This window comes from Lentzea sp. NPDC036955 (genome assembly GCF_055608005.1).
On sequence record NZ_JBVJRC010000004.1, the window covers coordinates 556,905 to 574,469 of the forward strand.

16 protein-coding genes and 3 tRNA genes are annotated in these 17,565 nt (G+C 69.7%); 11 read left to right on the forward strand and 8 right to left on the reverse strand.

The genetic code is table 11. The features are described from left to right. Positions 1-9: 9 nt before the first annotated feature. Complete coding sequence (locus ACZ7CF_RS16155; RefSeq protein WP_360396835.1) at positions 10-825, reverse strand: LLM class F420-dependent oxidoreductase; 816 nt, start codon at positions 823-825, stop codon at positions 10-12. A gap of 96 nt (positions 826-921) precedes the next feature. On the opposite strand from ACZ7CF_RS16155, the gene ACZ7CF_RS16160 reads away from it, so the two are divergent. The 3 genes from ACZ7CF_RS16160 to ACZ7CF_RS16170 are packed head-to-tail and all read left to right on the forward strand — an operon-like array spanning position 922 to position 7,791. Continuing rightward, positions 922-1,449, forward strand: a complete 528-nt coding sequence (locus ACZ7CF_RS16160; protein ID WP_458430077.1) for a hypothetical protein — start codon at positions 922-924, stop codon at positions 1,447-1,449. Between the two features lies 1 nt (position 1,450). After that, entirely contained in the window at positions 1,451-3,376 is a 1,926-nt protein-coding gene (locus tag ACZ7CF_RS16165) for a flotillin family protein (protein ID WP_360396839.1), read from the forward strand. Further along, on the forward strand, positions 3,373-7,791 hold the full coding sequence (locus ACZ7CF_RS16170) for a DNA repair ATPase (protein ID WP_470369892.1): 4,419 nt from the start codon (positions 3,373-3,375) through the stop codon (positions 7,789-7,791). Before ACZ7CF_RS16165 ends, ACZ7CF_RS16170 begins: the two co-directional genes overlap by 4 nt. Here ACZ7CF_RS16170 and ACZ7CF_RS16175 read toward each other — a convergent pair. Then, positions 7,788-8,300 carry a hypothetical protein gene (locus ACZ7CF_RS16175; RefSeq protein WP_470369893.1) on the reverse strand — a complete coding sequence of 171 codons (513 nt, stop codon included), beginning with the start codon at positions 8,298-8,300 and terminating at the stop codon, positions 7,788-7,790. The two genes, ACZ7CF_RS16170 and ACZ7CF_RS16175, sit on opposite strands and share 4 nt — an antisense overlap. Before the next feature lie 72 nt (positions 8,301-8,372). Further along, on the reverse strand, positions 8,373-8,783 hold the full coding sequence (locus ACZ7CF_RS16180) for a PPOX class F420-dependent oxidoreductase (protein ID WP_470369894.1): 411 nt from the start codon (positions 8,781-8,783) through the stop codon (positions 8,373-8,375). A gap of 34 nt (positions 8,784-8,817) precedes the next feature. On the opposite strand from ACZ7CF_RS16180, the gene ACZ7CF_RS16185 reads away from it, so the two are divergent. Together ACZ7CF_RS16185 and ACZ7CF_RS16190 are read left to right on the forward strand one after the other, a co-directional pair. After that, a complete protein-coding gene (locus ACZ7CF_RS16185) occupies positions 8,818-9,633 on the forward strand; it encodes an oxygenase MpaB family protein (RefSeq protein WP_470369895.1) in 816 nt (271 codons plus the stop codon). Positions 9,634-9,715: 82 nt separating this feature from the next. Further along, positions 9,716-10,531 (forward strand): glutamate ABC transporter substrate-binding protein, encoded by an 816-nt coding sequence (locus ACZ7CF_RS16190; protein WP_470369998.1) that lies wholly within the window; start codon positions 9,716-9,718, stop codon positions 10,529-10,531. Here the strand turns inward: ACZ7CF_RS16190 and ACZ7CF_RS16195 are convergent. Further along, on the reverse strand, positions 10,528-11,676 hold the full coding sequence (locus ACZ7CF_RS16195) for a L,D-transpeptidase (protein WP_470369896.1): 1,149 nt from the start codon (positions 11,674-11,676) through the stop codon (positions 10,528-10,530). The two genes, ACZ7CF_RS16190 and ACZ7CF_RS16195, sit on opposite strands and share 4 nt — an antisense overlap. Before the next feature lie 325 nt (positions 11,677-12,001). On the opposite strand from ACZ7CF_RS16195, the gene ACZ7CF_RS16200 reads away from it, so the two are divergent. Beyond that, positions 12,002-12,205, forward strand: coding sequence for a cold-shock protein (locus ACZ7CF_RS16200; protein ID WP_030473173.1), 204 nt, complete (start codon positions 12,002-12,004; stop codon positions 12,203-12,205). Positions 12,206-12,297: 92 nt separating this feature from the next. On the opposite strand, the gene ACZ7CF_RS16205 is transcribed toward ACZ7CF_RS16200, so the two are convergent. The 4 genes from ACZ7CF_RS16205 to ACZ7CF_RS16220 form a co-directional block, all read right to left on the reverse strand. Further along, on the reverse strand, positions 12,298-12,597 hold the full coding sequence (locus ACZ7CF_RS16205; protein ID WP_360396845.1) for a hypothetical protein: 300 nt from the start codon (positions 12,595-12,597) through the stop codon (positions 12,298-12,300). Positions 12,598-13,054: 457 nt separating this feature from the next. Next, positions 13,055-15,295, reverse strand: a complete 2,241-nt coding sequence (locus ACZ7CF_RS16210; protein WP_470369897.1) for a heavy metal translocating P-type ATPase — start codon at positions 15,293-15,295, stop codon at positions 13,055-13,057. Continuing rightward, positions 15,295-15,501, reverse strand: a complete 207-nt coding sequence (locus ACZ7CF_RS16215; protein WP_360396847.1) for a heavy-metal-associated domain-containing protein — start codon at positions 15,499-15,501, stop codon at positions 15,295-15,297. The genes ACZ7CF_RS16210 and ACZ7CF_RS16215 overlap by 1 nt, the downstream gene beginning before the upstream one ends. A gap of 56 nt (positions 15,502-15,557) precedes the next feature. Next, the gene (locus ACZ7CF_RS16220) at positions 15,558-15,854 is read right to left on the reverse strand and encodes a hypothetical protein (protein WP_360396848.1); all 297 of its coding nucleotides are present in this window, start codon (positions 15,852-15,854) and stop codon (positions 15,558-15,560) included. Positions 15,855-16,008: 154 nt separating this feature from the next. Between ACZ7CF_RS16220 and ACZ7CF_RS16225 the strand changes: the two genes are divergently transcribed. The 5 genes from ACZ7CF_RS16225 (at position 16,009) to ACZ7CF_RS16245 (ending at position 17,530) form a co-directional block, all read left to right on the forward strand. After that, positions 16,009-16,254: a hypothetical protein gene (locus tag ACZ7CF_RS16225; RefSeq protein ID WP_360396849.1), complete on the forward strand. Its 246-nt coding sequence runs from the start codon at positions 16,009-16,011 to the stop codon at positions 16,252-16,254. Between the two features lie 123 nt (positions 16,255-16,377). Continuing rightward, a complete protein-coding gene (locus tag ACZ7CF_RS16230) occupies positions 16,378-16,995 on the forward strand; it encodes a ScbR family autoregulator-binding transcription factor (protein WP_360396850.1) in 618 nt (205 codons plus the stop codon). A gap of 246 nt (positions 16,996-17,241) precedes the next feature. Further along, a tRNA-Glu gene (locus ACZ7CF_RS16235) sits at positions 17,242-17,314 on the forward strand. A gap of 54 nt (positions 17,315-17,368) precedes the next feature. Further along, a tRNA-Asp gene (locus tag ACZ7CF_RS16240) sits at positions 17,369-17,442 on the forward strand. 14 nt (positions 17,443-17,456) lie between these two features. Further along, positions 17,457-17,530: transfer RNA gene (locus ACZ7CF_RS16245), tRNA-Phe, on the forward strand. Positions 17,531-17,565: the final 35 nt, after the last annotated feature.

Consider the following 17,565-nt stretch of genomic DNA (forward strand, 5'->3'; position numbering starts at 1 on the left):
TCAGGCTACCTACCGCAGTGCGATCAGGCTCGCCAGCGCCTCGTCCACCGGCAGGTCGACCGACGAGGGGACCACGATCAGCTGGTCGACGCCGAGGTCCTCGTACTGCCGCACCACCGACGCGTCCAGCGGGGCCGTCGCGAGGACGTCGATCTCCAGCGCGCCGAGCGAGTCGGGTCGTTCGGTCATCGCGGACAGCCTGCGGATCCGCTTGAGGTTGGCCGCCGTCTCCTCCGGCGTGCCGATGCCGATCCACGCGTTGCCGCGGGTCAGCGCCCGCCGCAGCGCACCGTCGCTGGCACCGCCGACCGCGATCCGGGCGTTGGCCGGGCGCGGATGGGCGTCGATGCCGCTGAACGAGACGTGCCTGCCCGAGAACGACGGCGCCGGCGAGTGCCACAGCTCCCGCATCGCGTCGATGTACTCGTCCGTGCGCCGGCCACGGCCCGCGAACGGCACGCCGACCGCGGCGAACTCCTGGTGCAGGTAGCCGGCACCGACACCGAGCGTGAACCGGCCGCCGCTCAGCACGTCCAGTGACGCCACCTGCTTCGCGAGCACCACCGGGTTGCGCTGCGGAAGGATCACGATGCCGGTGCCCAGCTCCAGCCTGGTCGTGGCCGCGGCCACGAAGCTCAGGCTGACCAGCGGGTCGAGCAGCGGCGTGTCCGGTTCCGCCGGCGACGGGTCGGCCTTCGGCGAGGGCAGCACCACGTGCTCCGCCACCCACCACGACCGGTACCCCAGCGCCTCCACCAGCTCGGCCAGCCGACGAGTCTCGGCGGGGGCGATCGCGTCGCCCGTGTTCAGCCCCTGAACCCCCATGTCCATGTTCCCGGCAACGACCGGGTGACAACGATCATTCCCCGAAGTGCAACGAAAACGCCGTTTCGCGCATCAGAGTGGCGAGAGGGGGCGATGATGACCGAGTTCCTGTCCGCCGCGGTGGCCTTCCCGACAGTGCTGTTCAGCGTCCTGGTGCTCCTGGTGCTGGCGTACTGGTTGACGGTCGCGTTGGTGGGCGTGGACTTCGACGCCCCGGTGCTGCCGGTCTCCATCTCGCTGTTCGTCGTGATCACGTGGTTCGCCGCGCTGGTCGGCACGGTGCTGACGCCGGAGAACAAGCTCCGCTACGCCGTCCTGGCCGCAGCGCTGCTCGTCGGCGCGCTCGTCACGAAGGTCGTGCTGATCCCGGTGAAGCGGTGGACGCGACCGGAGAAACCCGCCTCCCGCAACGACTTCGTGGGCCGCACGGCGATCGTGCGGACCGCTCGGGTCACCGGGCACTACGGCCAGGCCGAGGTCACCGCCGACGACGGCGGCACCGCTGTCGTCCAGGTGCGGGCGGCCGAGAGCACGCAGCTGGTCTTCGGGCAGACCGCGCTGATCTTCGACTACGACGCCGAAGGCGAGTTCTTCTGGGTCGTCGACATCTCCACAGGGGGCTGACATGGGTGCAATTTCGACGGGGTTGCTGGTGCTGATCGGGGTGATCGCGGTCGTCCTGCTGATGGCGGTGGTCGTCATCAGCAGGTTGTTCAAGAAGTGCGAGCAGGGCAAGGCGCTCATCGTCTCCAAGATGCGCAAGGTCGACGTGACCTTCACCGGCACCGTGGTCCTCCCGGTGCTGCACAAGTGCGAGACGATGGACATCTCGGTGAAGACCATCGAGATCAAGCGGGCCGGCAACGAGGGCCTGATCTGCAAGGACAACATCCGCGCCGACATCCGCATCACGTTCTTCGTGCGGGTCAACAAGACCGTCGAGGACGTCATCAAGGTCGCGCAGGCGATCGGCACCGAGCGCGCGAGCCACGAGGCCACGCTGCAGGAGCTGTTCAACGCCAAGTTCTCCGAGGCGCTCAAGACCGTCGGCAAGCAGCTCGACTTCGTCGACCTCTACACCCACCGCGACGAGTTCCGCGACCGGATCATCCAGGTCATCGGCACCGACCTGAACGGCTACAGCCTCGAAGACGCCGCGATCGACTACCTGGAGCAGACGCCGCTCAAGCAGCTCGACCCGGCGAACATCCTGGACGCGCAGGGCATCCGCAAGATCACCGAGCTGACCGCGATCGAGCACGTCAAGACCAACGAGTTCACCCGCAACGAGGAGAAGGAGATCACGCGCCAGAACGTCAGCGCGCGTGAGGCGATCCTGGAGCTCGAACGCCGGCAGGCCGACGCGGAGATCAAGCAGAAGCGCGAGATCGAGACCGCCCGCGCCCAGCAGGAGGCGGAGACCCAGAAGGTGCAGGCAGAGGAACGCCTCAAGGCCAACACCGCGTTCATCCGCACCGAGGAGCAGCTCGGCATCCAGACCGAGAACAAGGCCCGCGAGATCGCCGTGGCGGAGAAGAACCGCGAGCGCGTGATCGCCGTCGAGACCGAGCGGATCGAGAAGGACCGCCTGCTGGAGGTCATCGCGCGCGAACGGGAGACCTCGCTGCGCATGATCGAGAAGGACAAGGAGCTCGAGCACGAGCGGCGCGCCATCGCCGACCTGGTGCGCGAGCGGGTCGCGGTCGAGAAGACCGTGGCCGAGCAGGAGGAGAACATCAAGCGGCTGCGCGCGGTCGAGGAGGCCGAGCGCGAGCGGCAGCAGATCATCATCCGGGCCGAGGCCGAGGCGCAGGAGTCGCTGGTCAAGGACATCAAGGCCGCGGAGGCCGCCGAGCAGGCCGCGCAGCACCAGGCCCGCCAGGAGGTGCTGCTCGCGGAGGCCCGCAAGCAGTCCGCCGAGCTCGACGCCACCGCCAAGATCCGGCTCGCCGAGGGCGTGCAGGCGGAGGCCGCCGCGAAGGGCCTGGCCGACGTGCAGGTCAAGGAACGCGACGCCGTCGCGGTGGAGGCGCTGGGCCGCGCGGAGGCCGTCGTCGACCGCGAGAAGGCGCTCGCCGACGCCGAGGGCATCAAGGAACGCCTCAAGGGCGAGGCCGAAGGCCTGTCGCACAAGGCGGAGGCCATGGCCGCCCTCGACACCGCGACCCGCGAGCACGAGGAGTACCGCCTGCGGCTGGAGGCCGAGAAGGAGATCCGGCTCAAGGGCATCGACGTGCAGCGCCAGATCGCCGAGGCGCAGGCCATGGTCCTCGCGGCCGGGCTGGAGAAGGCCGACATCGACATCATCGGCGGCGACACCGTGTTCTTCGACAAGATCGCGAACGCCATCACCGCCGGCAAGCAGGTCGACGGGTTCGTCGGCAACTCCGACGTGGTGCAGGCGCTGGGCGCCAAGTGGATGGACGGGACGAACAACTTCCCGGAGGACCTGACCAAGGTGCTCAGCTCGTTCACCACCGGTGACGCGCAGAACATCGCCGCCGCGATCGCGCTGACCCAGATGGCCAAGAACAACGGCCAGCCCGCATGACAGCTCTCGACGCGGGCACCTACGAGGTGCTCAGAGCCCGGCTGGCCGAACAGGCCGCCGGGCTCGCCCGGAGCACCGAGGCGCTGAACGACCGGCGCGTCGAGACGTTCGGCAGCCAGGCGCTGGAGCTCGTCGCCACCGAACGCATCCGCACCGAGAACAACTGCGTGCCCCGCGACATCGTGCCGCTGGGCGACCAGATGTTGTTCGGCTACAACGTGTTCCTCGGCCTCAAGCCGGAGACCGCGGTCGCGGACGTGTTCGCGGTGCACGGCAAGGACCTCGGCCCGGCCGACGCGGGGTTCCTCGACGATCCGAGGTTCCGCAACGACTTCGCCGAGCTCTACCGGTACTACCGCGAGACCAGGCTGCTGCAGCTGCGGATCGTCGAGTCGCGGTTGCTCGCGGTGTTCCAGACCGGCGCGCGGATCGAGGACATCCGCGTGCTGCGCTGGGACGTCGCGGTCGACGGCACGGTCACCTACCTCGACAACCGCGGTGAACGCGACCACGTCTTCCCGCCCGCGCACGACTTCACGTGGGTCGAGACGACCCGTGAGCAGCACGTGCTCGGCCGGCACCCGCACATCGCCATCGACGGCGAGGTGTTCGTCGAGACCGTCGGCGGCACGCTGACCATCAAGGTCGAGAACAACACCGAGACCGGCGAGGGCATCTACTCCGAACCGGTCGACGAGCCGCTGCAGAGCCTCGCCGACGCCGACGTGCACTACGCGCGCGTCGGGCCGTTGCTGCTGCTCAGGGTCCTCCCGTACAAGGAGACCGAGTGGCGGCACCTGGTGTTCAACACGCGCACCAAGGCCGTGGCCCGGCTCGACGGCATCGGCCAGGCCTGCCAGCGGCTGCCCGAGGACCAGGGGATCATCTTCCCCGGCGGCTACTACCTGGTCACCGGCGACGACAAGACGTTCGACGTCGACACCGAGGACCTGGAGTTCGAACGGGTCATCCGCTCCGCCAACGGCGAGGACGTGCTGTACGTCTACCACGCCCGCCGCGAGGGCCGCAGCCTCCTGCTGCCCTACAACGTGATCCGCAAGGAGGTCGCCACCCCGCTGGTGTGCCACGGCTACTCGCTCTTCGCCGACGGCACGCTCGTGGTGTTCCGCGAGACGAGCACCGAACCCGTGCGCGTGCACCCGATGCAGGTGTGGCGCACGCCGTTCGTGGCCGACGAGGTGCTGCCGGAGGAGTCCGGTCCGCTCGCCCGCATCGGCAACGCCGATCTGGTCCGCGGCATCTCCGACTGCCTGAGCGTGACCCGCATGGCCGCCGGGATGACCCCGACCGCACCGGTGTTCGAGGGCCTGATCGCCCTGTGCACCAGGGTGGTCGACAACGTCCACTGGCTCGCCGAGCTGGGGCTGCGCGACGACGTCGTGGCCGTGCGCGCGACCGCGGAGCAGGTGCTCGACGAGTTCGAGTCGGTCCGCGTGCTCACCGAGAACGCCGCCCAGCAGCTGCACGAGGCCGGTGAGCAGCTCGCGTCGCTGGTCCGGCTGTCCCGCTCGGCCGCGCCGCGGTCGGCCGACGAGTGGGTGCGGTTGCTGGCCGACCTGCGGTCCGCGCAGGGCCGCCTGATCACGTTGCGGGACGTCCGGTACGTCGACCTCGACGACCTGGGCCGCAGGGAGACCGCACTCGTCGAGGCGCTGGCCGACTCCGCCCGCCGCGCCGTCGCGTTCCTCAGCGGTGAGAACGCGTTCGCCCAGTACCACGAGGAGATCGACCGGATCGCAGCCACCGGGCTCACGACCGCGGCCGAGGCGGGACCGCTGCACGACCGGCTCGCACAGCAGCAGGCCGGTCTGGAGGTGCTGACCGAGGTCGTCAGCACGCTCGACGCCGCCGACACCACGACCCGCACGCAGATCCTGGCCGGCATCGGCGAGGTCCTGGCCGCCGTGAACCGCGCGCGGGCCACTGTGGACGGTCGCAGGCGCGCGCTCGCCGAGGCGGAGGGCCGCGCCGAGTTCGCCGCGGAGTTCGCGCTGCTCGGCCAGGCCGTCACCGGTGCGCTCGCCGTCGCCGCCACGCCGCAGAGCTGCGACGACCACCTCGGCCGGCTGCTGCTGCAGCTGGAGAACCTGGAGTCGCGGTTCGCCGAGTTCGACGACTTCCTCGCCCAGGTCGGTGCCAAGCGCACGGACGTCTACGAGGCGTTCTCCGCGCGCAAGCAGACCCTGCTCGACGAACGGGCGCGCAAGGCCGACCGGCTCGTCCAGTCGGCGCAGCGCGTGCTCGGCACCATCCGGCGCCGCGTCGAGAAGCTGACGTCGGTCGACGAGATCAACACCTACTTCGCGGGCGACCCCATGGTCGCCAAGGTCCGCACCGTCGCCACCCAGCTGCGCGAGCTCGGTGACGTGCGGGCCGACGAGCTCGAAGCGGAGCTGCGCGACGCCCGGCAAGAGGGAGGCCGGGCGCTGCGGGACCGCGCCGACCTGTACGACGGCGCGTCGATCGTGCTCGGCAGGCACCGCTTCCCGGTGACGACCGAGCCGATGAACCTGACCCTCGTGCCGCGCGACGGCCGGATGTACTTCGCCATCACCGGGACCGACTACCGCGGCGAGGTCACCGACCCCGCGTTCGCGGCCACCCGGCCGTTCTGGGACCAGCTGCTGGTCTCCGAGACGCCGGAGGTCTACCGCTCCGAGCACCTGGCCGCGTGCCTGCTCGCCGAGGGCCGCACGGACGTGTCGGTGGCCGCCGCGGAACGCTACGACGAGGGCTACGAGAAGGGCGTCCACGACCACGACGCCGAACGCATCCTCGCTGTCCTGCACCGGTTGCACGCCGGCGCCGGGCTGCTGCGGTACCCGCCGGACGCACGCGCGGAGGCCCAGCTCTTCTGGGCCGCGCAACCGGAGGAGGGCCGTGCCGTGTGGACGCGCAAGGCCGAGTCGCTGGCTCGCGCCCGCACGGTGTTCGGTGGCACGCACGGCATCCCGGAGCTGACGGCCCAGTTCGGCATCAGCCCGCTCGCCGCCGAGTACCTGTTCGAAGAACTCGCCTGCGCACCAACGGGTTTCGTCACCGGCAAGGCCGCCCGCACGGTGATCGACCGGTTCCGCGCGGTCGTGGACGAGGACCTGCACGACCGCGACCTGATCGAGGCGTGGCTGCGCGGGTTCCTCGGCGACGAGGACTGCCCCGAGTTCCCCGAGGTGGTCGCGGTGCTGCTCACCGACCTGCCCCGGTACGACTCCAGCGCCGCGCTGAGCGAGACCGTCACCGGCCTGCTCGGCTCCCACCCGCGGGTGCGGGACCAGTCGCTGGACCTGCGCTTGGACGAGGCGCTGACCAGGCTGCGGCGGTTCGGCGGCGAGCACGTGCCGGCGTTCCGGGCCTACCAGCGGCAGCGCGACGAGCTGCTCGCAGGGGAACGCCGGCGGCTGCGGCTCGACGAGTACCGGCCCGCGGTGCTGAACACGTTCGTGCGCAACAGGTTGCTGAACGAGGTGTACCTGCCGCTGATCGGCGACAACCTCGCCAAGCAGCTGAACGACGGCACCGGCCTGCTGATGCTGATCTCCCCGCCGGGCTACGGCAAGACGACGCTGGTCGAGTACGTCGCGAACCGCCTCGGCATGGTGTTCGTCAAGGTCAACGGCCCGGCGCTGGGCAGCGGCGTCACGTCCCTCGACCCGCGGGAGGCACCGAACGCCACGGCCCGCCAGGAGGTCGAGCGGATCAACTTCGCGTTCGCGCTGGGCTCCAACGTCCTCCTGCACCTCGACGACATCCAGCACACCTCACCGGAGCTGCTGCAGAAGTTCATCTCGCTGTGCGACGCCCAGCGCAGGGTCGACGGCGTGCAGGACGGCGAGGCACGCACGTTCGACCTGCGCGGCAAGCGGTTCGCCGTCTCGATGGCCGGCAACCCGTACACCGAGACGGGTCGCGCGTTCCGGGTCCCGGACATGCTCGCCAACCGGGCGGACGTGTGGAACCTCGGTGACGTGCTGCACGGCCGCGAGTCCCTCTTCGCGTTGAGCTACCTGGAGAACGCGTCCTCGGCCAACCCGACGCTCGCGGGCGTGGACGTGGAACCGCTGGTGCGCCTCGCCTCCGGCCAGGACGTCAAGACCGGCCACGACACGGTGCAGCTCGACCGGATGCTGTCCGTGCTGCGGAAGCTGCAGCGCGTCCAGGAGGTCGTGCTCAGGGTGAACCAGGCGTACATCGCCTCGGCGGCCGGCGCGGACGGCGAACCGTTCCTGCTGCAGGGCAGCTACCGCAACATGAACCGGATGGCCGCGCGGGTCGTGCCGGCGATGAACGACGCCGAGGTGGAGGCGTTGATCGACGACCACTACCTGGGCGAGGCGCAGCTGCTCGGCTCACGCGCCGAGTCGAACCTGCGCAGGTTGCGGGAGCTGAAGGGCTAGCACTTCGGCGCGTTGAGCCTGCGCCCGTCGGGGCCGCGGACCTCGACCGGGCGCAGGCGGTGGTCGTCGAGGAACTTGCACAGCTCCTTGGGCGACATCGGCCACGGCAGGCAGCGCTCGAAGTCCTTCTCGACCAGCTTGTCGAAGTACTCGGCGTCGCAGCGCAGCAGGTCCAGCAGCGGCGGACCCGGCGGACCCGGCGGTGGCGGGGGCCGGTGACCGCGGTCGGGCGGTCCAGGGCGGTGCGGTGCGTCCCCCGTCGGCGGGGGCGGCGGCGGAGGTGGTGGTGGCGGCGGAGGCGGCACGTGGGTGTCGAGCACCACGGGGCCGATGGCGACCAGGGTCGTGGTGGCCGACGCGATCACGGTCGCGGGCGGCGGAGGTGGCGGTGCGACGAGGCGGATGTCCACGGGACGGTCCGGCGGCGCGGTGATCAGTGCCGTGACCAGGGCGGCACCGAGCATCGCCACCGCGGCTGTGAAGTAGCCGCGGCGTCTGGCACCACTCATCGCGCTCCCCAGGTCCGGATGACGTGTCCGCTGCCGTCCCCGTGGAATCGTTTTGTCCGCTAACGGTGTTACTCAGCCGGTCCGGTCCGGTCCGGCGGCGGTCAGCGCGATGCGCAGCACGACCCGCTGTTCGCGTTCCATCGAAGCGCGGTACTCGTCCCAGTCGGGGTGCTCGCCGGAGATCGTCCGGTAGTACTCGACCAGCAGGTCCATCGCCTCGGGCAGCGGCACGACCGTCGCCGTTCCCGCGATCTGGATCCACCGCCCGAAGAAGCTGTCCGGCAGCACGCACAGCCACACGCGCGGATCGCGTTGCACCTGCTTGGTCTTGTACGCGGTCGCGCGCGTCGAGACGAGCACGTCGCCGTTGTCGTCCAGTGCCACGAGCACCGGTGACATCGACGGCGTCCCGTCGGACTTCATCGCGCTGAACACCGCGCGGTGCTGGCTGCGGAGCACGTCCCGTGCCTGGTCGAGGTCCATGGCTTTCATCTTGGCCAGGCGCGACGATGCTCGCATGCTCGATGCGAACACGGTCAGCTGGCAGCTGCACGCGGACCCGACGATGTGGATCGCCGGGATCGCGAGCCTCTACCTCCAGGCGCTGCACCCGAAAGCGGTCGCGGGTGTCGTCCAGAACTCGAACTTCCAGGCCGACCCGCTCGGCCGGCTCAAGCGCACGGCGGACTTCGTCGGGCTCGGCGTCTACGGCACCGGCGAGGAGATCGCCGCCGCCGCGGCACGGGTCCGCGCCACGCACCGCAGCCTGCGCGCGACCGACCACGAGGGCAGGACGTTCCGGGTGGACGAACCGGAACTGCTGCTGTGGGTGCACTGTTCGGAAGTGCACTGCTTCGAGACGGTGCTCGACCGCGCGGGCTACGGCCTCACGGACCGGCAGAAGGACCGGTACTACGCCGAACAGCGGTTCGCGGCCACGCTGGTGGGCCTGCACGAGGAGGACGTGCCCGGCTCACGCGGGGAGATGGCCGAGTACCTCGACTCGATGCGGTCGTCGTTGCGCCGCACCGCGGACTCCGAGGTGATCTACGAGTTCCTCCACGGCCCGCCTGTCAAGGGGTGGCTTCGTCACGGCCTGCCCCTCTACCGCGTGCTGGTCGGTCATCTGGCGTACTCCGTGCTCCCCGAATGGGCGGTGGAGCTGCACGGGCACGAGCCGTACACCAACCCGGACCGGTGGTTGCGGGTGTTGCGCCGAACAGCACTCCTGGTGCCGGGCAAGATCCGCAGGATGGCACCGCCCGGACACCTGCGCCGTGCCGTGGAACGTGAGGGGCGTCATGTGACACCCAGCAGGGCGCGACTGCCGTAGTTGTCACACATCACAGTTGATAATCGCCGCTGGTACGTAGCATTGCCCACGACTCCACACCACCCCGGAAGGTCCTGTCGTGATCCGTCGTGCTGCGCTCCTCGCTGCTGTCGCGGTGCTCGCCACTGCCTGTGGGAGCGGTGACACGGCCACCGTCGTCGGTCGTGCCGGTTCCGGGAAGCTGACCATCGGCATCCGGTACGACCAGCCGGGACTGAGCGAGCGGCGGCTCGACGGCCGCTACGTCGGGTTCGACGTCGACGTGGCCAAGTACGTGGCGAACGAGCTGGGCGTGAAGGAAACAGGCATCACCTTCAAGGAGGCCCGCGGCGCCGTCCGGGAGTCGATGCTGGAGAGCGGCGAGGTCGACCTGGTCGTCGCGACCTACTCGATCACCGACGCCCGCAAGGAGAAGGTCGCGTTCGCCGGCCCGTACTTCGAGACCGGCCAGGGCATGCTCGTCCGCTTCACCGAGACCTCGATCACCGGTCCGGAGACCCTCGACGGCCGCAAGCTGTGCTCGGTCAAGGGGTCCACGTCCGCGCAGAAGGTGAAGAACGACTACGCCAAGGGCGTCACGCTGATCGAGTACGGCCAGTACTCGGACTGCGTGATCGCTCTCATGGCGGGCAACGTCGACGCCGTCTCCACCGACGAGGTCATCCTCGCGGGCTTCGCGGCGGAGAACCCGGAGCTGCTCAAGCTGGTCGGCAAGCCGTTCTCCGAGGAGCGCTACGGGATCGGCCTGCCGAAGGGCGACGACGAGAGCCGCGCCGAGGTCAACGAGGCCATCGAGAAGATGATCTCGACCGGTGAGTGGAAGCGGGCGCTGGAACGCAACGTAGGCCCGTCGGGTTACTCGATCCCGGCGCCGCCCCAGATCACCGAGAAGTCCTAGCCGGTCACGGCGGACTTCGACCGCCAGGTCTCCCAGTCGAGCGCCCAGTCGTAGTAGTCGCGGTCGGCGGGCCCGAGCTTGACCGACGAGTTCAGCACCTCGACCGGGTCACCGATCATCGTGAGGTCGAAGAACGTCTTCGCGTCGGCCGGTGAGAGGTTCGCGCAGCCGTGCGACACGTTCTCCTTGCCCTGCGCGTACATCGAGCCGGCGTACTCGTGGACGAACTCGCCGTTGTTCGACAGCAGCACGGCCCAGGTGACCGGGACGTCCTTGTAGTTGAACACCGTGCTGGACATGGTGCGGCTGGCTTCCTTCTGCATCACCACGTGCGTGCCGGAGCGGGTGACCCGGCGCGGGTCGGTGTCGAGCCCGTACGAGGCCGGGAAGTCGTGCAGCTGCACGCCGTCGCGGTAGACGACGAACCGGTGCGACTGCGTGTCCGCCTTGACCACCAGCGCGCGGTCCGCGATAGCGAACTGCACGTGCAGGTCCTCCGCGCCGTACGCGCCGCCGCCGAACGGGACGCCGTGGACGTTGACGTCCACGGACACCTGCGTGCCCGGCTTGTAGTACTCCTTCGGCCGCCAATGCGCTTCGCGGTCCGACAGCCACGCCCACGCGCCCTCGGTCGGCACCGACGTCGTGACCGTCATGGCCTTCTGCACGGACGCCTTGTCCTGCACCGGCGCGCTGAACGTGATCTTGACCGGCATCGCGACGCCGTAGGTCTGGTGGTCGCCCACGTTCGCCGACGCGCTCGTGAGGCGGCCCGGCTTCACCGTGCGGAACGAACCGGAGACCGGCACCTCCGCGCCGTCCTCGCCCCTCGCCGACCCGGACCACGTGTAAGCCTTGTCGTAGCCCAGGTCCTCGGTGGCCACCCACCGGTCGCCGGTCAGCTCACCCTTGACCACGCGGTTGCCGGGGCCGGTGAGCGCGACCGAGGTCAACTTGCCCCCGGTGACACCGACCTGGAACGGACCCGCCGGGCTGATCCCCTCACCCGACGCCGGCGTGACGGTCACCGCCGCCTTCGCCTTCTCCTGCACGACCGGTGCCGCATCGGGCGCCGACGGTGCGTCGGGCGCGCCGCCGCACGCGGTCAACCCCAGCAGTACAGCCAACATGAACGGCCGGAACACGCGTTCTCCCCGAGATCCCCCTGGAACTGATGCTCAGAGGACGCGCGAGCCACCAACGAGTTGCTCAAGGGTTCGTTATCACCCTCATGGACCAGCGCCTTTGGTCCTGTTGAGGCACTCGGCTGGCTGGATTTCACCTGTAGTGCTATGACGCGGCACACGTTAGGCTTCTCCGCGCAGGCCGTGGTTTCTGTGTTCGTGCTTCACACGCTCGCGGAACGACACGCGGGCGTGCTGTGCGCTCGATTCGAGCGGGCCGAACGCCCCCGGGACGGCCGGGGTTGCACGGTGCAGCCCCAAGCTTTCCTGCGATGGAGGCAGGTACATGGCACAGGGCACTGTCAAGTGGTTCAACTCCGAGAAGGGCTTCGGCTTCATCGCCCAGGACAACGGCGGCGCTGACGTCTTCGTCCACTACTCGGAGATCCAGGGTCAGGGCTTCCGCACCCTGGAGGAGAACCAGCGCGTGGAGTTCGAGGTCGGTCAGGGCACGAAGGGCCCGCAGGCCCAGAACGTCCGCGCGATCTGATGTGATTCGCCGCAGCAAGACGTAACTGAGAAGGACCCTCGGCCGGGCTCGGCCGAGGGTCCTTCTTCGTGCTGGGGGTGACTGCGCAGGGGTCAGTTGCCGCGCTGGCGGGCTTCCCACTCCAGTCGCTGCATGACCCACTCCGTGGCGAGCGCGCCGGGGGAGGTCTGGCGTTCGGCGGCGAGCTCCTTGAGCTGCTCGTTGGCCATCAGCTGGAGGCGCAGCTGGTACACCTGCGCGTTGCCGAAGCCCGAGGCGGTGGTCTCGTTGTCCGAGTCCGGGGCCAGTGCGGCCAGGTAAGAGGTCAGCTCCTCGTCGGGCGTCGTCTCCTGCGGTTCGTCCGCGGGGCGGTGACGGCCGGACTTGGAGCGTCCGAGGGATCCGATAGGCACCGGAACACGATAACGGCTCGGTCACGGAACCCAAACCCCTGTGACCTGAGTCACCACCCATGTGCCTCCCCCGCTGCTGCCGAAGTGCACGCGGGGAGCTTTCGTACTCCAAGAGGGCACGCGGGGTCCCCGCGTGCCCTCTTGGAAGTGGCGGCGGGGGCAGCGGTGGCGGAGGGAGCAACTGTGGCGGCGGGGGCAACGGGAGGTGGCGGCGGGAGCAGCGGGAGGAGGCGGCGGGAGCAGCGGTGGCGAGCCGGCTCGGCGTCGAGCCGGCTCGGGGGTCCGGGGGCTTGCCCCCGGCTGGGGTCTGGGGGCTTGGCCCCCAGAAGGCACCTCCGACCGACCGCGGCGAGGCGTCAGCCGAGCAAGGTCGGCCGGAGAAGAGGAGAGGCCCCCGCGCCAGGGGGAGGAACGCGGGGGCCGGAGGGGATCTCCACAGGCGCTGACCGGGGGTGTGTCAGCAATCGGATTGTTGCACGCGCACGCGGCGCTGCGGGAGAGGTTGCGCGGAAGATTCTTGAGTTGCCGATGGGCGGAATTGCCGCAGTCGCAAGCTGTTGGTAACAACGAACACGCTGCTGAAGGCCATCGCGGCCCCCGCGAGCATGGGGTTGAGCAGCCCGAGCGCCGCGAGTGGAAGTCCAGCGACGTTGTAGGCGAACGCCCAGAACAGATTCCCCTTGATCGTGCCCAACGTCTTGCGCGACAACCGAATTGCGTCTGCCGCCACGCGCAGGTCGCCGCGCACCAGGGTCAGGTCGCTCGCCTCGATGGCGGCGTCGGTGCCGGTTCCCACGGCCAGCCCCAGGTCAGCGGCCGCGAGCGCGGGCGCGTCGTTCACGCCGTCGCCCACCATGGCCACGACTCGGCCCTGTGCCTGCAGATTCCGGATGGCCTCGACTTTTCCGGCGGGCAGCACGTCGGCGATCACCTCGTCGATGCCGACTTCCCGTGCCACCGCCGCAGCGACGACAGCGTTGTCTCCCGTCAGCAGGACAGGTCGCAGGCCGAGTTCCCGCAGATCGCGAATTGCTTGTGCGGACGTGGGTTTCACGGTGTCCGCCACCGCGATCAACCCGACGACCGCGCCGTCAAAAGAAACCGCGACCACCGTGCGATCGGCGTGCACGACTGCCGCCGCGGACAGCGATTCGGGAACTTCGGCATTCCGCAGCCGGCCGACGGCAACGCGGCGGCCGTCCACCACGCCGCTGACGCCGACGCCGTCCGTGGACGCGAAGTCGGAAACGGGCCTCGGTTCCGGTGCGGCGCGGACGATGGCCGCGGCGATGGGGTGCTCGGAGGCGTTCTCGACCGCCGCCGCGCACGACAGCACCTCGGCGCGGGACACGCCGTCGGCCGGGACCACGTCGACGAGCGCCAACCGGCCCGTGGTGACGGTGCCGGTCTTGTCGAGCACCACCGTGTCCACGCGCCGGGTCGACTCCAGCACCTCCGGGCCCTTCACCAGGATGCCGAGCTGGGCGCCGCGGCCGGTGCCCACGAGCAACGCCGTCGGCGTCGCGAGCCCCAGTGCGCACGGGCAGGCGATGACGAGTACCGCCACGGCCGTCGTCACCGCGAACTCCAGCGGCCGCCCGGCGAGCAGCCAGGCCCCGAACGCCACGGCGGCGATGGCGACGACGACCGGCACGAACACCGCCGACACCCGGTCGGCGAGCCGCTGCACGTCCGCCTTGCCCGCCTGCGCCTGCTCGACGAGCCGGGCCATCCGCGCGAGCTGCGTGTCCGCGCCGATCGAACGGGCCTCGACGACCAGCCGGCCGCCCGCGTTGACCGTCCCGCCGACGACCGGTGCGCCCTCGCGCACCTCGACCGGCACCGACTCGCCGGTGACCATCGAGGCGTCCACGGCCGAGCTGCCCTCGACGACTACCCCGTCCGTGGCGATGCGCTCACCCGGACGGACCACGAAGCGTTCGCCGACCCGGAGCTGCTCTACCGGCACGCGGGTCTCCACGCCGTCGCGCAGCACCGCCACGTCCTTGGCGCCGAGCGTCAGCAACGCCCGCAGCGCGGCACCCGCGCTGCGCTTGGACCGGGCCTCCAGCCACCGCCCGAGCAGCAGGAACACGGTCACGCCGACCGCGACCTCGAGGTAGATGTCGCCGGAGGACGCCGGCCGCGGCAGCAGGCTGAACTCGTGCCGCATGCCGATGGTCCCGGCGGCGCCGAACACCAACGCGTAGAGCGACCACAGGTACGAGACCGTGACGCCCATCGACACGAGGGTGTCCATCGTGCTGGCGCCGTGCCTCAGGTTGACCGCGGCCGCACGGTGGAACGGCCAGCCGCACACCCACACGACCACGCTCGCGAGCGCCAGCGACACCCACTGCCAGGTGGGGAACTGCCAGGCCGGAACCATCGAGAACGCGATCACGGGCACGCCCAGCGACGCGGCGAGGACGAACCTCAGCCGCAGGTCACCGGCGTCGCCCTCCTCGGGCTCGGCGACCGGCTCCCGCGCGTCGTACCCCGCCGCCCGCACGGTCGACACCAGGTCGTCCACGCGCATGCCGACCGGGAACTGGACGCTGGCCTTCTCGGTCGCGTAGTTCACGGTGGCGGAGACGCCGTCGAGCCGGTTCAGCTTGCGTTCCACGCGACGCGCGCAGGAGGCGCAGGTCATGCCGCTGATGCTGAGCTCGACGTGGCGGGGTTCGGTCGTGGTCATCAGGCGACCTGGTACCCGGCCTCGGTCACGGCGGCCTCAACCTCGGACCGGTCCAGCTCGCGGTCGCTCGTGACGGTCACCGCTCCGGTCTCGAGCACCACGTCGACACCGGTCACGCCGGCGACCTCGGACAGCTCCTCGGTGACCGAGCTGACGCAGTGGCCGCAGGTCATGCCGGTGACGGTGTAGGTGGCAGTGACGGACATGGAGTCCCTTCCTCTCGATCGGGACTCCGATGATACCCACCCAGGGTATGGCGACTCTACTGAGGACCGTCGGGTTTCGGCTGGTCCAGGTTCTGGATGTCCTTCTCGATCTTGTCCACCAGCGAGTCGAGGCCCGCGAGCATCTCGTCCAGCTGGGCCATCCGCGAACCGAACGCGGACTCGATGTCGGCGTCGATCGTGGCGAGGTCGATCCCGCTGATCGCCTTCAGGATCTCCTGCGGATCGGGTGCCGGCGGGATGGTGCCCGGCTGGGGGTCACCCCCGGGCTCCGGCGCAGGTCGGGGGTTTTGGCCTGCGGCTTCGGGGGAAGGCTCCGGCGTGGGGTCGGTCATCGGTCCATCTTCCACTGGCCACCTCCCCATCGGACAGACGGCACACCTGTACGGAAAGTAACGCTGGGTGTTGGTGGAATCACTCTGCGGGGGGCTGCGGCCGTTGTCCCAGGTCGCTTAGCCTCGCGCCAACCTCAAGTCGGGGAGGGCACTCATGAGCGGCTCACTGGAAGTGCGCAAGTTCCTGTGGACGCAGGACGACGGCATGCAGAGGCAGGGCGGCCCCAACGTGCCGGCCCAGCGCAGCGGAGAGCCCTCGCGGATCTCCGACGAACAGGTCCACCGGGCCAGGCTCGCGGTCGCGCGGAGCGCACTGGGCACCGAGGACTGCAGGACGCTGCTGGACATGCTGGGGCTGTCACCCGGCGAGGACGGCGGGACACCGCCGGTCCAGCGGTGAGGCGGTAGCGGAGCAGAGGCGGCCCTGGCCGAGGCGCGCACCCCCCGGAGCGCGTCTCGAAACAGGGCCGCACCTGGAAACATACCCACGGGTCTCTTTAGCGGCAACGACTAACCTGGAGCCATGCCCCAGCAAGACCGGGCGTATGCGACACGGGAGGCGATTCTCCGCGCCGCGGCGCAGGAGTTCGACCGGCTCGGCTACGACCGCACGTCGCTGACCGCCGTGCTCGCGCGCGCCGGTCTCACCAAGGGCGCGTTCTACTTCCACTTCGCGTCCAAGGACGCCGTCGCCGGTGCTCTCACCGAGTACCAGCACGACTTCTGGGTGGAGATGCGGCAGCGGTGGCACGCGCGCGGCCTCGACCCGTTGCACACCCTCGTCGGCATGGTCGTCGAGTCCGCCGACCGGATGGCGGCCGACGTCGTGCTGCGGGCGGGCGTGCGGCTGACCGCCGACCGCGAGGTCGGCTATCCGGGCGTCCCGAACTCCCACCTCATGTGGGAGAAGATGATCGCCGCCTACGTGGCGGAGGCGGGCGAGTGTGGTCACCTGCGCGAGGGCGTCGACCCGGCGGCGGTGGCGCGGACGATCTGCGGCGCGACCCTCGGCGCCCGGTTGATCTCCTCGGCGACCACGATGTGCGCCGACTTCCCCGACCGGCTGCGCGAGGTGCTCCGGCTGGTGCTGCCCTCCGTCGCGAACGACGCGTGGCTGAGCGCCTGGGACGGGCTCTCCTGACCGCTCCTGCGGAGTTACCCAGGTCACACAAGATCGTCGAAAAACCTCCGTTCGACCCGTGTTCACCACCGATTGGGCCCTTGAGCTGGCATTTGCCGTTTCCGGACGCTTCCGCGAGATCGTCCCGCGCGCTTCGTCCAGCCTGCTTTTTCGACGGTTTTGGCAGGTCAAGGCATAAGTGGGACCCCCGTTTTGGAGGTGCGCGGACCTATGTCATATGCTTACGATGCTTCCAGAGACCAGCTAGTCCCCATCATCTAGCGGCCTAGGATCCCGCCCTTTCAAGGCGGTCGCGCGGGTTCGAATCCCGTTGGGGGCACGCAGTAAAGCAAGATGATGCAGTAAGGTACGATCTGCACGACAGCAAGAGCAAGGCCCAGTGGCGCAGTTGGTTAGCGCGTCGCCCTGTCACGGCGAAGGTCGCGGGTTCGAGTCCCGTCTGGGTCGCTTTTTTCTCTCATGGCCAGGTAGCTCAGTTGGTACGAGCGACCGCCTGAAAAGCGGTAGGTCGGCGGTTCGACCCCGCCCCTGGCCATCCCTCTTCGAAAGAAGCCCCGCGAGTCTCGCGGG

What these genes read in the sequence shown, in the direction of transcription:
- ACZ7CF_RS16170 (WP_470369892.1), top strand. Translation starts at nt 3,373, where the DNA reads ATGACAGCTCTCGACGCGGGCACCTACGAGGTGCTCAGAGCCCGGCTG.
- ACZ7CF_RS16155 (WP_360396835.1), bottom strand. Translation starts at nt 825, where the DNA reads ATGGGGGTTCAGGGGCTGAACACGGGCGACGCGATCGCCCCCGCCGAG.
- ACZ7CF_RS16215 (WP_360396847.1), bottom strand. Translation starts at nt 15,501, where the DNA reads ATGTCCGTCACTGCCACCTACACCGTCACCGGCATGACCTGCGGCCAC.
- ACZ7CF_RS16225 (WP_360396849.1), top strand. Translation starts at nt 16,009, where the DNA reads ATGAGCGGCTCACTGGAAGTGCGCAAGTTCCTGTGGACGCAGGACGAC.
- ACZ7CF_RS16185 (WP_470369895.1), top strand. Translation starts at nt 8,818, where the DNA reads ATGCTCGATGCGAACACGGTCAGCTGGCAGCTGCACGCGGACCCGACG.
- ACZ7CF_RS16175 (WP_470369893.1), bottom strand. Translation starts at nt 8,300, where the DNA reads ATGAGTGGTGCCAGACGCCGCGGCTACTTCACAGCCGCGGTGGCGATG.
- ACZ7CF_RS16220 (WP_360396848.1), bottom strand. Translation starts at nt 15,854, where the DNA reads ATGACCGACCCCACGCCGGAGCCTTCCCCCGAAGCCGCAGGCCAAAAC.
- ACZ7CF_RS16160 (WP_458430077.1), top strand. Translation starts at nt 922, where the DNA reads ATGACCGAGTTCCTGTCCGCCGCGGTGGCCTTCCCGACAGTGCTGTTC.
- ACZ7CF_RS16200 (WP_030473173.1), top strand. Translation starts at nt 12,002, where the DNA reads ATGGCACAGGGCACTGTCAAGTGGTTCAACTCCGAGAAGGGCTTCGGC.
- ACZ7CF_RS16180 (WP_470369894.1), bottom strand. Translation starts at nt 8,783, where the DNA reads ATGGACCTCGACCAGGCACGGGACGTGCTCCGCAGCCAGCACCGCGCG.
- ACZ7CF_RS16165 (WP_360396839.1), top strand. Translation starts at nt 1,451, where the DNA reads ATGGGTGCAATTTCGACGGGGTTGCTGGTGCTGATCGGGGTGATCGCG.
- ACZ7CF_RS16210 (WP_470369897.1), bottom strand. Translation starts at nt 15,295, where the DNA reads ATGACCACGACCGAACCCCGCCACGTCGAGCTCAGCATCAGCGGCATG.
- ACZ7CF_RS16230 (WP_360396850.1), top strand. Translation starts at nt 16,378, where the DNA reads ATGCCCCAGCAAGACCGGGCGTATGCGACACGGGAGGCGATTCTCCGC.